This window comes from Sporosarcina sp. SAFN-015 (assembly GCF_051966875.1).
GTDB lineage: Bacteria > Bacillota > Bacilli > Bacillales_A > Planococcaceae > Sporosarcina.
Genome location: NZ_JBQCKP010000001.1, coordinates 117,063 through 132,280 on the forward strand (window position 1 = coordinate 117,063; position 15,218 = coordinate 132,280).

The window sequence follows — 15,218 nt, forward strand, 5'->3', positions numbered from 1 at the left end:
GAATAAATTCTGGCGGCTTACTAAAAATAGAAGTAGGGAGGAGAAGGGCTCTCCTCCCAGGTTATAAATTATCTGGATGTTCCAGCTGTCTGTTTTGCATCAAATGTCCATTTCAGTTGTAAATCTGCGCCTTGGTAAGCGTTTTGATCTTCGCCATTGTCATTGAATCTAAACATTACGTGCAATTTATCTTTTGTACCCGCTTTGAGACCGCTCTTTTCTCCACCTTGCCATCCAAACCATCTAGGTGATTCATTTTTAACGGCATCCTCTGTCATATTTGCCAATTCGCTTAACGTCATAGAGTCAATTACGTTGCTCGGTCCAAGAATACTGCTTTTATCTTCGTTAATAAGGAACTCAACTACAATGTGATCCCCAAAACCAGCTACCGATTCTGTGTACTCAGTAGTTAAGAGCACTTTAGAAATATCGAGTGAACCATTATTTTCCAAGTGGAAACCACGATACATCCAGTCACCAGGCTTCAAGTTACCTACATCGATGATTGTTTCAGGGTTCACTGCCAAATCCAATGTACCAGCAGCAAATGAGTTCGTGCTTGTTTCAACGTCATTGAAATAAGCATACGTTCCTCCACCGATCATACTTACAGCCAATGCACCAGTTGCGACACCCATTGCTAGTTTCTTTTTAAGACTCATTTTAAATTCCTCCAATTATTTTAGTTTTTTTGACTTGCGGTATTGCGTTTTGAATCAGTTTTTCTTTTGCTTTGTGAAGCAAATGTGGATCAATGCACCATTTTCATAGTCTGGCAGTTGTTTTGCTTCCACTGTTTCACCTTTGTCTGGAATGATTTCATACAGTTAGTCGAAGAAGTTTAGATTAAGATATTGAGTGCTGTTACATAAGAAACTCATTTCCAGATGAAAGTGAAACTACGCCCATCATCTCCTCCTTTTGCTTCGCTTTATCCACTATGAAGATGGAACTATAGTTAGTATAAACAGAGAAAATCGATTCAACTCCCCTCTAAGGGGTGATTTTTTCGACCTTGGCATTCTACTTTAGGATGATTTATCTAATGCACTTTTGTGTCATTCCATTTAATCGTTCTTTTGGTAGAATATTTGTACTAATTCGTTTGCATGAGTTTAACGGTAAAGATCCAGTACGCGGAACGCTTTTTATTATTGGCGAGGGGGCTATATTGAAATGAGAATTGTAGTAGTGGATGATCAAACACTCATCCGTAAAGGGGTGATTTCAATTCTTCTATTGCAAGACAAATGGGAAGTATCCGGTGAGGCTGGGACCAAGAAAGAAGCGTTACTATTAATTCAAAATGCAAAGCCCGATTTGGCTATCGTTAACTTCCATTTAGGAAAAGATAGCGGTTTGAATGTCATAAGTGAAGCAAGACAAACAGATTCCACTTGTAAATTCGCCATCCTTACCTATTCCAATGACCCCTTGTCCTTCGAGCGCGCAAAGGAATTAGACATAGATGGTTATATTTCACTGAATGCACAACCCGAAGAACTCGTCTATGCCATCCAAGTGATTCAAAGGGGAAGGAAGTATTACGACCCTGACATCATAGACTTACTGATGCAAACACAGAAGAAGCCACAAGTGGATGACCATCTTGCGGAAAAACTTACTTCTAAGGAAAGGGAAGTATTGCAAAAACTTGGTTTGGGATTCTCAAACAGACAAATATCCGAGAGTCTATTCATTTCTGAGAATACGGTGAAGAAGCATGTCAGCCATGTTTTAACGAAGTTAAACCTGGGCGATCGCACACAAGCTGCGCTTTATGCAAATCAAACGGGGTTGGTCAGGTAGATGCTGTTGTCTGTTTTGTAAGGTCGATACTTATACATGGGAATAAAAAAACCCGCCTCCCAAGTTGGGAAGCAGGGCCATTTCATCGTTTTATTCAATTGTAAAAGTTGCCAATACGCCTTCTTTTAAGGTGGCTCCAGTTGCACTCTTAATGTCTTTGCTCACTACAATATAATACACGTGATCTTTTCGATAAGGGGTGGAAGGTGTCAGAACAATTTTATCTGCATTTACTTCTGCTTTGACACCTTCTACTTTCCTACCGTATCGATCGTATACATAAACCGGGATGTCTGTCTTCTTGGAGTCAACATCTGCACTAAACGTAATGGTCCATGGTTTCAACACATTCTTATCAGTTAGATGAGGCTTCCATGATTTATACATATTGTAAGTTGTTTGAAGTTCATCACGCTTTGTGAACAGCTCATTCATTTGAGTTAATTTCCCACTATTTGTAACGAGTAATTTTGCCTCATCACTCAAGTCTTTGTACATTGCATTAGCTCCGATAAGCTCCTGCTCAAATTGCGGTGAGTACTCATCCAATTGGTCAATTAACTCTTCCATTTTCGTTACGACAGTTCCACCATTCGGATCTCCCGAAGTTGTAAATTCAAAGATTGTACTTTCTCCCAATAACTTTCCTGCATAGTCTTCCGCTTCTCCACTTACAACCAACTGGTAAGTTGTATTTGCTTTCAATGCAACTGCCGGTATAAAGGTGAAAGTAGAAGCAACATTTGTATCGGAATCAACCGAGAAGAATCCATCTTCCCCCTTGGAGTCTTTTCCAATGAATCCTGCTTGTTTATCAGCAGGCGTTGAAATAGATTTATAGCCAGCTAGCGATTGCGCTTGAACCATTCCTTCGACTGGCACATCGCTTCCCGCTTCAAACAATTGGACAGTTTGTTTACCTACTTTCATAAAGCGATCAAATTTAACTGTCATATCGTTTTCGGAAACTGTTGCTGTCGTAACCGCTGGGTCAGTAATCCGTACCATCGGGATATTCAACTCAGTTTCCGGTGGTGGAACATTCATCACACGTGAGATATATGGCTCATAGCCATCCTTCGTGAAGATAACTCGCCATTCACCCGTAATAACGTCCCAGCCATATCGACCGGCTTCATCTGTTACTTGGGGATTCACTTGACCGTATTTCTCAGCATCCCATTGTACCCAGTTATCTCCAACTTTTGTTTCGACGACTGCTTGAACACCTTCCAAAGGATTTTCCATGCTGCCTTCGAATACAAAGCCGGATGGGTCAATAAGTACGATAATATTCATCAATGGAAGAGTTACTTCCATGTCGCCTTTTTTGAATGTAACTTGAAGCAGTTGTTCACCGTAAGACGTCCATCGGCCAAGCCTATTTCCATCAAACGTAAACTTATTGTCCTGTCCTTTCTTAAGATCATATTCTTTTCCTAGGAAAGTGATTTTCGCGCTGTCCACTTCTTTATCAAACACAATTTCCGTGTGCAAGGGTGTATGTTCAGTAATAGCGAAAGTCGCGATTCCGGTGTAAGGATTCAATTTCACATCGCCATTCCAGCCAGCGTAAACCGTCACGTCTTTTATTGTCGGAACGTCAGGCACAAACTTTACAGAAACCGGTTTTGACATCGTTGAAATGTCTCCATCAGTAACTTTTGCGGATAACGTGAAATCTTGAGCATTTGTAGAACTTTTCACAGGCAGTTTGATGTCCATGAACCACCACTTGCCATCCACTTTCGTCTGACCAACTAATTGATTATTGGCGTAAACTTCCACATTAGAACCATATTTTGCGTTACCATACACTTTTAGTTTGCTAGTTCCGGTTTGTGCTGGTGCCTCAAGCGTTACGAATACTACTGAAGTATTCACACTTATAATTGAACCGTTTTCCGTTATTTGTGCAGTCGTCGTCAGTGAAGGATCAGCAATATCATCGGCAACTTTACCGGTAAAGGTAATTTTACCTGATTCGCCGGCCTTTATAGTCGGGATAATAATCGTATCACTCGAAATATCTACACCCTTACCGTTTAAAGTCGTAGAATTTGAAATTAACGACAAGCCGTTTGGCAACTGAATATGCACTGGAACATTTTTAGCTTCTGTAGACCCATTATTGCGATAAGACAAAGTGAACTGTACTTCCTCAGCAGGAACGACTGCTGATTTAGCAGCAGCTAAGAAGTTGCCTGCGCCTTCAAAATCTCCGTCTCCTTCAGCTTGTAAATAAACTGTCCCCACATCGCCAGCGTCTCTTCCTTCTACTGTAACAGAAGGATAACCATATGAAGTAAATGTGAGATCGTATACTTTCGTATCTACCAATCCAGTAATCGTGAAAGTACCGTCATCCGCGGTTCTTCCCCAGCCATAGGAGTTCGGGCTACTAGCAGAAACGGAAACGCCGCTAAGTGGTGACCCATTCCTATCCACAACTTTACCAGTAATCGATGCAGACTTAGCTAATTGGATATCTAATTCCGCATTTTCTGTACCCGCTTTAATCGTGTCATTATAAGCAAGATAGATCTGTGAATATATGTTAACTTGAATGGCAGCCGTTTTCGGCAGACCAATCAATTCATATTTTCCATCCATATCCGTCTTAGCTGAACGGTAACTATTTTCACTGTACGCATAAACATCTATGTTCGGAACAGGATTCCCTTGACTATCCGTCACGATACCAGAAATAACACGTCCTTTTTCGAGCTCAACCGCAAAGTTCTGTGTTTTCGTCAAATCGACCTGTTGATTGAAGGACATATAGCCCTCAGTATCGATATGCAACTCATAATCCTCCGCGATTGCCACGTTTTTCAGAACGATATTTCCATTCATGTCTTTCTTTATATTATAGAAATAATAGTTTCCTATCCCACTATATTGATGTTGTTTATAAGTTGTGTAGCTCTGAAGTGAAATTGAGCTCACTTCATCGACATCATTAGGAAGTGAAATTGTTATATCCTTTTCAATAACATCTAGCTTTTCTACTTCGACAAGATAGTCATTCAAATCTTGATTCAGATTAATTGTTGAGTTCGTTGTCAAGTAGGCACCTTGACCATAAACAGTCAGTCTATACTCACCCGCCTGAAGATTTGCGAACTCGGTTTTTCCATCATATGTCTTGAATTTCCCATTAACCGAAGTACCGTAGGCAATAAAGCCATTAGGGCCTGTCAATCGGAGATTTAAACCGTCCTTTATGGCACTCTCCGTTCCTTTGTCTACTAAAGAGAAAACGGCATTTGACGTAGCTGGAATCTCCAAATTTAAAGGATTCATAATAACGGCATCCCCTACGACAATTGATTCCTTAGCATACGACTTTCCACCGATTGATACAGTTACCTTATACGTACCTGCCGGTAACCCTTTTACTTTGAAATTCCCTGACGCGTCGGTCTCTGCAGAATATGTTCGACTAGAAATTAATCTGACGGTTGCATGTCCAACAGCATTTCCATCATTTACACTACCTTGAACGGTAGATCCGACTGCCCATTTATACTCCTGTGTCAGTTCGTCTGTTTTTCCCGTTCCGTCCGTGATAAAACCAGTGATGCTTTCAACAAGTTTCATGCCTTCTTCAACGAGAAACTCGCCTTCATAGGATTTGCTTTCTTCGTTATAAGTAAGCGCAATCTCTTTTTCGGCTCCATCTACAACTACTGTAGCAGTTGCTTTGAATCCTGCTTCATAGGAACCTTCCATCAAGACTTTCAACTTGCTTCCAATTTGAAGGAGTCCACCATTTACACGTTTATCCTCCAAACTAATTTTGGCTACAGCATCTGGTGGCGTCCGGTCAATCGTAAATGCTGTTTCAGCTATTTTTCCAGCTGATTTAGCAATTACTTTATAACTTCCTTCGTCAAGTTCATTGAAGTTATATGAGAATGAACCTTTGTCATTTGCAACAACTTCAACATTGTCAATTACTGTACCGTCTTTATGCAATTCCAACATTACGGTAGCATTCTGATTCGTTGATCCTGCTACAGTAACACTTTCCTCATCAGTCACTGTTCCATATTTCGGAGTCGTCAGTTGGATGAATGGAGAACCATCAGCATCTAATACGACTGTTTCAGTCAACTTGATCGACTTTCCTGACGATGTCGGAATATGGATTTGGATTGTATAGGTACCTGGTTCAACAGACTGTAAATAATGGTTTTGCCCATATCCAGAAGTTTCTTCGGATTTCCAAATGACTTTTCCAGCTTCATCAATGAGTGAGATTGTAGCGGATACTTGATTCCAACTATTAAATAGGCCAATGTAATCTCGAATAGGTTCATTTTCTCCTAATGCACTTAACCTATCACCTTCCACTGCTTGATAGATAGTGCGAACGTTTAACTCACCCGCCATCAGGGAATAAATCGGACGTATCATATAACCATTCGGGACAGACTCAACTCTTACATCATGGATTTTCCCTTGAATTTGATTGGAGAATGAGAATTGTTTCTCTGCTCCATAATCTCCTTCGGGCAATACTACCCTATAACCCCATAAGGTTGAATACTGTTCTTTATCTGCTACGTATAGCTGTATACTCCCTTTCATATTTTGTGGGTAGGAAACAGAGTTGAAAATACGATCCGGTGAAAATAGGAATGAATGACCTTCGGTTGTTTGAAAACCAAAAATAGATTGGTTTTTCTTATCCGCCATAATCGTGTATTTTGTAAATAGTTCATCATTAAAAACAATTTCTTCGTCTTGCTCTATTGTAAACTCTTCCAAAGGCACGATGCTGACATTATTTTTTTCGTCAAACAATATAAAGCTGCCAACGTAAGTGGCATTCGGTAAGTATATATTGAATCCAGCCCCACTATTAGAATAGGTATGAATCGTGTCACCCATTTGGTCAACATTTCGGAGCTCCATTTGCAAATTCGAGCGCTCGCTAGAATTGACCACTTTCAAATGCTGAAGGTCTTCTGAGATTCTTAATGGGTTATCTTTGCGATTCTCCAATAGCTCTTTTCCAGTCATTACTACATCATCTACAACAAAAGTCGACTGTTCATTATTAGACAATCTCATTTGTACTTCGTATTCCGCGGATGGATTAATGATAAGGTTGTTATAGGCAGTAAAATCACCCGCAGGGTAATTCGGATAAAAATAAGTATATGGTGTAAAATTGCCTGCTTGCGGCTTCTCTCTCACCCTAATAGAACCGCTATGCCCTTCGAATTTTCCATATGCTGTGTTCGTATCGAAGAATAATTTCGATAGAAGAGATTGTTGTGGTTCTTGAGCTCCCTCTCCTAAAACAACAAATGGAATATCTAAAGATAGGGCTGCAATGTCTTGGTCAAAGTTTGCACGTAATAATTTTAGTGTATAAGTACCCTTTGGCAACGGTGATGTCAACGGTAGGCTATTCAGTTGATCAGTATTGATTGACTCCCCGACTTGCTCATTTGACTCATCGAAGATTCCGTAAACAAGCTTAAGCACTTCGCCATTTTGACCGCTGTTAATCACCATTTGTTGATGTGCCTGGTTCATGTATTGAATATAGAATATGTTGTTCTTTTCATCGAAGCTAGCTGTTCCTATACTCGGAGTGAATTGTACTTCTTCAGTTGAGCCACTCCACACTAATACATTGCTCGAATAAAAGAATTCCTCATCATATACAACTAAACGGACAGTCCGTGCAGCCTCTTTCTCACTTCCGCCCAGCCGCAACTCGTTATACTGCTCTTTTTCAGATATAAATCCTAACGTTGCATTAGGGTAGCTTGAAAGCGGTTTTAATGATTGCCATTCCTCATTCGTAAGATCAACATTCCCTAGATTTTCATCTACGATATCCGACCAAATATACCCATTATTATTAGCGTCTTTCCCGATCCATGTCATTTGAATCTGAAGATCACTGGAAATACTCCATTCATTTCCATCCAGTTCTATTAAGCGCGAATAATAGTTCTCATCTGATTCACCAAGGTTAATTTTTGTATTAACAGTCTCAAGAACTCCCGCATTCACTCCAATTGGTTTTAGATCCTCGGCCGAGAAATGAATATTCTTATCTGATTGACCAATAAATTTCTTTGTATACGCAATCTTTTCCTTATCATTGACAAGGGTGAGCAAATACTCTTTCCCATCAAGCACGTATGCATCCGGAATAAATGTTTCATAAATACCATTATCCAACTGAACTTCTGCTGTTTTTACCGGCTGCACCTGTTTGTATCCGGAATAACTTCGAATTTCATAGAGCACAACTTTTCCTGATTCCAACGGAGAACCTGTCGCGTTTTCAGCTGTAATGACAGTTCCCTTTAACGTGTTTAGTGCGGAATTGATATGTAATTCTTTAGATGCTGTCAGCGTCTTGCCATTTAGTTGAAGAGCCGCCTCGAGTATATAAGAACCGGATTTGATTGCATCTAATTCTTTATCCCCGTGCAAATATGAACTTTCCCATTCAGTAACCACACCTTCATCGTTACGTAAAACAAAGGATACTGGACTACTAGAGTTATATGAGTCAGCTTGGAAATCTCCAGACTTCATTTGCAGATTATAGTTTAAATTCACTGTAGTATCATAGGCATGATGATTTACGTTTTCGAAGTCTAAACTATCTGGCTCAGTCGGTAAGATAATTGTATTATTACCATTAACGTCAAAAGTGCTGGTCCAGCGGATGCCATTTATATAGGATGATACTTCATAGGTTCCATTGGCAATGACAACTGTTTCTTGTTCATCTTTAAACAAATTGAAATGAGTTTGAGTTTCACTTTGATAGAAAAGTAAGGACTCATAATCACCCTCAATTGTTAGCTCGGAGCTATCTCCTAGCAAACTTGAAAGAGTTACATCTTGTCCCAATATCAGTTGGCTTTTTAGAAGATACTTCTTTCCATCCAATTTTCCTTGTATCGACAAAGGAGCTGTAAATGGACCTGATGACACTAATCGTACGTTGTTATCAAGATATAAACTAGAACTCTGAGTTTTTTGATCGTTATAATAGAACATTTGCACGTTAATATCCGAAAAAGCTTCAATATCCGGTAAAATATTACTTTCATATAAAATGTCATGAGCCGGAATTGTAAATTCAGCCGTTTCATCAGAAACCGCAATCTCTTCTATCAAATGATAGTGTTCACCATTATCAATATAATCGAGTGATATTAATACTTTTCGGTAAGGATCTGAACTAACGGTATAGGCTTTCCCAGTTAGCAGGACGCTTCCGTTATCCAGAGATACAGAGTTGAAATATGTTGTTTCATAATCTGATATCATCCTCCCTTCAGCCCAGTTGATAGTCCTACTATCTGATCCTGGATGAACAATAATGCTGTACTCAATAGGTTCACTATTAGCTACAGCAAGAGATGGTGCAATTGTTGTGAACACGAGCAATATTGCACACAATAGGCGAAAAATGCCACCTTTTAATTTCCCCAAATCTACTCAACCTCCTTTATGTAGGCGTGACTATATAATCAAGCCATTAATCCTAATAGTAATCTATCGATTAGGTATTATCAATCAGCAAAAAGGAAGTTGTTTCATGTTTTTCTACTACCTGTAGATAAATAAAAGGGATGTCCAATAAGGACAGCCCTCTACTATTCTTATCTAATTTTTCGATTTATCCCCTTTTTTTCTTCATCTACACACCCAAACCGACGATTGCGCAGTTGGAAGTCTTCAATTGCTTCCAAGAGGCATTGCTCGTTATAGTCTGGCCAATAGACATCGGTAAACGTGAATTCTGCGTAAGCAAGCTGCCAAAGCATAAAATTCGAAAGCCTAATTTCACCACTCGTACGAATCAATAGATCCGGCTCAGGCAAATGGGATGTCATGAGACATGACTCAATCAAGGATTCGTCTATATCCTCCAATTCAATCTGATTTGTCATCGCCAACTCACCTATACGTTTTACAACATTTACGAGTTCCAATCGACTTCCATAGTTCATGGCAAAATTCAATATGAGACCATCATTATGCTCCGTTGCTTTCCTTGCATTTTCAATTGCTTGCTGGGTATGCGTCGGCAGCGCATCAAAATTGCCGATCATCTCCACTTTAACATTCTCTTCTATTAACTCGGGTAAGTATGTAGTTAGAAACTCTCCCGGGAGCTTCATTAGGAAATCGACTTCAAATCTCGGCCTCTTCCAATTTTCCGTGGAAAACGCATAAAGGGTCAATACTTTAATGCCGAGTTCATTCGCAAAACGGGTAATTTTACGGACTGTCTTCATACCTTCATGATGGCCAGCAACCCGAGGAAGATTGCGTTGCTTCGCCCAACGACCATTTCCATCCATTATGATGGCCACGTGATCCGGCATCTCCTTCTGCAAAGCTATATCCAATCTATCTGAAAAATCATCAAGTATCATTGGCTCCGATTTTTTCCAAAGAAACTTATCAAGCATGTTGTATCCTCCACTCTGCTTTTCCACGTCAAATGTCCGAGGGAATCTGAAATTGTCGATAGAATAACGAACTCTTTCAGTCTAAATTAAAAAAGGTATTTCACTAGACTCAATTTTACCATATGTAAGTTGCCTATATGAACATTCTATAAGGATTGAATAGTAGAACTACTCTATCACCAAAGTCTCATGACTGGAATTCAAATACAAATTAATAGTTTCATTGTACCATATACCTTTACAAAGGTTTATCATTCTTTTTTCCGACTAATGACTACTTCCTAATCGAAATAAACCCAGACTCCCTGATCTGAAGGCAGAGTTTAATAATAAGTTACTCCGTAATCATTAATGTCGCTAAGATACCTTGTTTAATTACATTTGTTAATTGTTTTCAAGGTCTTTACTAATGCCCACAAATCAATGTATCTCATACTAGTAAACTGATGAGTAGTATCTCTTTGCTCCACGAACTACCGTCCATCTTCAAGTGTTTTTATACTTTCCCAACTTAAAGACGATTCTTTCTACTAGATACCTCTGAAGATCAAAATATCTCATCCCATAGACCTCTTCAAAAGCTTCTTCTGCATTCATTGTCGTTATTTTTGTTTTTGTACTTCAAATCTCAAGTATTGATTAATCTTTAGTTATAAAGCAGGGTTGCTCGCGAGTAAAAATAGGAATTTAAACAAAGAAATACCCGGCAACCTACTACAATTGGTTGCCGGGCTTCTTTGTATCGGATTACAATTTACTCCATTATTCTATAGTAAACTTATATTTTATCGGTTTGCTCAATGTATCACCCGAACTAGATTTCACTTTACCTTCAATATACAAGTAATAGGTTTGCCCTTTACTATACCCCGCTTCAGGAGCTTTGACAGTTACCGAGTTCCGATTTTCGTTCACCATGACTTTAATGCCTGACACTTCTTGTTGATTATGATGAACATAGATCGTATTTAAATCGATGGTCGTTGAATCGACTTCTTTGCTAAATTGGATCGTCCAATCTTTATTGGACGGGACAGGTTTCTCAGATTCCCAGAAAGTGTAACCATCATTAGGCTCTACTACAGTAACTATTCGGACTTTCACAGTTTCGTTCCCTGCCTGGTCTGAAACTTTATAAGTCAATTTATAGATTCCGACTTTACTTGTATCGACTACGCCCTCTATAACGATGGATTTTGTCAAATCACCATCAATATCATCATACGCTGTAATGTTCTTTCTTGCATCGAATGGTTCATGGAGTCCAATGGTCACATCTTCAATTCCAGTTAACTGGGGCGGCATTGTATCAATCGTCCCTGGTTGCTCTTCTGTGAACAGTACTTGCCAATCTCCATCTCCATCAAACCGAATTTCATTGTTTTTCTGAATGGTGATCGGTATTTTCTTTTTCTCTTGGAATAGCGGACTTTCTATCGTTAAGATATAGTCACCCGCCACAATCGATTGATATGTCCATTGCATACGGCCTTCATACTTAAGAAACAGTTGGCTATCTTTCTCTATCGTCACTATTGAATCTGGATCTTCTCCACTATCTAAATTTACGCCTATGAAATTAGTCCCTTGATATTTTGTAAAATAAATATCTTGCACTGCAATGGAATTAGCTGTCGTAAAGGACCAAGAACGGGAAACGTCCTTATTTTCACCCATTTTATCTTTTACGTGCGCGTTCACATCTACATAATATGTCTGGCCAGGTACAAGCGGTGATTTTGGTATTAGAAATACATGATGTTTCCCTTCATTATCCTTATCCGGTGTAACGTCGTAAAACGAGATATTCCGGTTATTCCCGTCTTTTAATGATAGACTATCTACGATCAACTGATCGCTGCTTTCATTCGTAAAGTAAGCGTAGCTGATTGGATAGCCAACATGCACTCTGTCTATTCCCCAAAAGCGCAAAGGGTTCGGATTTTCCGCAACATACCAAGAGGCTTTTGCATCCTTTTGCTTGTCATATGGATAGACGACGACTTCTGCCTTTTGGTCCGGCTCAGTATAGCTACCATAATTGATGACGATATCCCCGCGATTATTATAGCCTGTACCTGCCAGACGATTACGTGGATCAATGATGCTTAATCGGTGATATGGTGCATCCATCAAATCATCAACGCCCATTGCTCCCGTTTTCTTTTGATATGTGATACCTTCTCCAGCATTCCCGTCAAAACCGAAATAGCTTGCACGGTCCCATGGATGACTGCCTGTAAATCCAACTCCATTCGGTTGTTCTCCATGACCTGTAACATTATTGGATGCCAAATAGTTGGTATGTGCTTGTGCCGCTTTTTGTAAGTTCACTGAGACAGTATAATATCGTAAGGAAAGGGCGGCACGATATTTATTCAACCTTAAAATCGACTCATCTTGGACAGCATTGAGCAAGTTTCGATTTTTTGCTTCGAACGGATTTACCGGGTTAGGATCCACAGTAAATGACCATTTTGTGATATCGTACCTTTGCCCATAGACATATAACTGGACTGCAACTTCATGGGACCCGGTGAGGTTACTAGTTTGATAAGTTAAATTGCCTGATGCTTTATCGTACGTAGCGCCAACCTGAACACCATCCACCAACATACGTAGGTCATAGTCTGCATCCCCAGTGATCTTTATGTAATAGGAAATAAAAGGCGATGAGATGCCGGTAAGGCCATTCGGTTTCCCCTCAAGTGCATACTGCCAAGATATACCACTTGCACTTTTATTCGTAAGTTCGGTAATCGGTGTGGGTTCCTGGCTTGGTGTTTTCGGAAACGGCGCTATCTCGTTTGCTGATGTAATGGGCGATACAGTTAGAAAAGCAATAAACATTATCAGCAGGAAATATATAGACTTCATCTTTTTCATAGGTACCATCCTCTCTTTTTCTATCATCATATCATGAATGAGTAGATTGATTGGTTGATTAGATATTTCAATAAAAAATTGCTTGTGAATAGAAAAAATAAAAGGCGTTCCTTTCCATGATAATAAGTTTTGAACTACTGAACTACATGAAGAAGGGAACGTCGACATCAAAATACCCTTCCATATCACCAATGCAGTAACCTAGATTCGAAAAACTACCCAAAATACCTATAATATAAATAGATTTGGTGTAATTCAGAAATATATCGTATCAATAATTATGCTTATAATACTAGAAGGTTATCAAATATTGAGAGCTGAATAAATTTGAAGAGATTGAGGTTATTTTCTTTTACAATGTTGTTTTTAATATTCACTTTCACCTATGCTTTTGCTGCCAACACCACAAAGCCCCTTCCTAAAAGGTAGTCAATGCCAGAATGCAATGGTTCTTTTTCTTCTCCCCATGGGTAACGACATGAAATTCTAAGGACCAAACTTCAGCACCCGATGATTCCACATGTTCGCTTACCCCTCTTTTTCTCCACTAGACATTATTATAGAACAATCGAATACCCCGCCGACCATTTCAATTGGTACTACTTTAACTAATTTTACCGCTCCATTCTCATAAACGTACTAGGTATTCTAAATCTATTGCTACTATGGTGAAATCAGGTATAGATGATGTCTTCACATGTACCCATAATTTGTTCAAAATCGTGAGAAGTGCCTAAAAGCAGTACTATTTCCAATCATATCCCTATGATAGTCATGTTTCGATTATGCCACGATAACTGAGAATAATAAGAGAAAAGGATGGAATATTGACGGGTCTTAAGGGAGTAAGAGGAATTGCGAGTATATGGATACTTTCAGCAGGGTTGGTACTGTCGACTGGGCTTTCGGGAAATGTGGTAGAAGTATCAGCCGAAGAAAGTGTAAAGGTTCTGAACAAGTATCAGGAGGCACATATTACGCGGAAAGATGTTCTCAAAGCATTAGAAGGATACACCGGGGACAGATCTAGAAATGGGTTAATGGAGTATGGCTTGAAGACTGGAGATATGAGTCTTTTCCATGCTGTAGATGCGATGTACCGACCTGCATTTTACGATATTGTGAATGGAAAGTTTGTAAAGAATAAATTCTATTATGGTGCATTGATTGATAAGCATATTCAAAGCATTGATCAATACTTCGTGGACTTTAGTTATGCAACAGGAATACAACTTAAAGAGAAAGAAGACAAGAGGTTATGGGAGCTAGTGGAAAAGTATAAAAAAGCTCCTGGGCTCATTCCTTATGTAATAGGGTTTACAAATACAAAACAAAATGCCGATAAATATGGCGTTGAAGAGACACCAATTGATTTTTTCAATAGTAAGTGGAATCATCCTGATGTCATGACAAAAGGAAGATTTAGTAATAAAGACAATGTGATTACTGAAAATAAAAGAGAAGAAGGTTTAAAAGAATTAGAAGGAAATTCGGATTTTATTTATGAAAAATCTGCTCCTATAGAGGAATCCCCACTAGAAGAAGATGAAATCATCCCCGAACAGCCTGAAGTGGATAATGGAGATGGGGCAGAGGGAGAAAAAGACGTAACTGAAGATGAGAGTATCGGGGATCAAGAGACGGATGAGCAAATCGGCGGGATTGATTCAAAGTTTGGCAAAGACCATTACTTTGAAAAGATTGAGTGGATTGATAGACAAGGCACAATTTCATTGAGTATTTATCCAAAATTCCCGGCGTTCAAAAAAGAGAATGGGAAACTGGATGAACAGCGCATTCAACATTCTTTTGATGTAATTGAGAGCGAATACGGCATAGATGAAAAGTGGAACAATACTAATTCGATGAGGATGCAATATGAGTGCCATGTATATTTTGCGGGAGAGGGTAAAGTGCCGTGGAATATTGAACCACACCGCACAGAGTCACGTTTTTTGGAAACAGTATTGAAGTCGTGCAATCCATAAAAGCATTTTCATAAAAAGCGACAAAATCAACTACATAGCTGGTTTTGTCGCTTTATTTTTCGAA

Annotated in this window: 6 protein-coding genes; 2 read left to right on the forward strand and 4 right to left on the reverse strand. The window is 39.3% G+C overall.

What is annotated here, in order from left to right; genetic code table 11:
* Positions 1-68 precede the first annotated feature (68 nt).
* On the reverse strand, positions 69-665 hold the full coding sequence (locus ACTHPA_RS00560; RefSeq protein WP_440498110.1) for a TasA family protein: 597 nt from the start codon (positions 663-665) through the stop codon (positions 69-71).
* A gap of 514 nt (positions 666-1,179) precedes the next feature.
* Here ACTHPA_RS00560 and ACTHPA_RS00565 point away from each other — a divergent pair.
* Entirely contained in the window at positions 1,180-1,812 is a 633-nt protein-coding gene (locus tag ACTHPA_RS00565) for a LuxR C-terminal-related transcriptional regulator (protein ID WP_440498111.1), read from the forward strand.
* Positions 1,813-1,902: 90 nt separating this feature from the next.
* Here the strand turns inward: ACTHPA_RS00565 and ACTHPA_RS00570 are convergent, their stop codons facing one another.
* From ACTHPA_RS00570 to ACTHPA_RS00580, 3 genes are all read right to left on the reverse strand, one after another.
* Entirely contained in the window at positions 1,903-9,294 is a 7,392-nt protein-coding gene (locus ACTHPA_RS00570; protein WP_440498112.1) for a carboxypeptidase regulatory-like domain-containing protein, read from the reverse strand.
* A gap of 170 nt (positions 9,295-9,464) precedes the next feature.
* Positions 9,465-10,244, reverse strand: a complete 780-nt coding sequence (locus tag ACTHPA_RS00575; RefSeq protein WP_440498576.1) for an isoprenyl transferase — start codon at positions 10,242-10,244, stop codon at positions 9,465-9,467.
* Positions 10,245-11,042: 798 nt separating this feature from the next.
* A complete protein-coding gene (locus tag ACTHPA_RS00580; RefSeq protein WP_440498113.1) occupies positions 11,043-13,166 on the reverse strand; it encodes an immunoglobulin-like domain-containing protein in 2,124 nt (707 codons plus the stop codon).
* Between the two features lie 827 nt (positions 13,167-13,993).
* Here ACTHPA_RS00580 and ACTHPA_RS00585 point away from each other — a divergent pair.
* A complete protein-coding gene (locus ACTHPA_RS00585; RefSeq protein ID WP_440498114.1) occupies positions 13,994-15,154 on the forward strand; it encodes a DUF2599 domain-containing protein in 1,161 nt (386 codons plus the stop codon).
* The last annotated feature ends 64 nt before the right edge of the window (positions 15,155-15,218 follow it).

Bases quoted from the DNA above. Each gene is read 5' to 3' on its own strand.
- ACTHPA_RS00560 (WP_440498110.1), bottom strand. From the start codon at position 665: ATGAGTCTTAAAAAGAAACTAGCAATGGGTGTCGCAACTGGTGCATTG.
- ACTHPA_RS00565 (WP_440498111.1), top strand. From the start codon at position 1,180: ATGAGAATTGTAGTAGTGGATGATCAAACACTCATCCGTAAAGGGGTG.
- ACTHPA_RS00575 (WP_440498576.1), bottom strand. From the start codon at position 10,244: ATGATACTTGATGATTTTTCAGATAGATTGGATATAGCTTTGCAGAAG.
- ACTHPA_RS00580 (WP_440498113.1), bottom strand. From the start codon at position 13,166: ATGAAAAAGATGAAGTCTATATATTTCCTGCTGATAATGTTTATTGCT.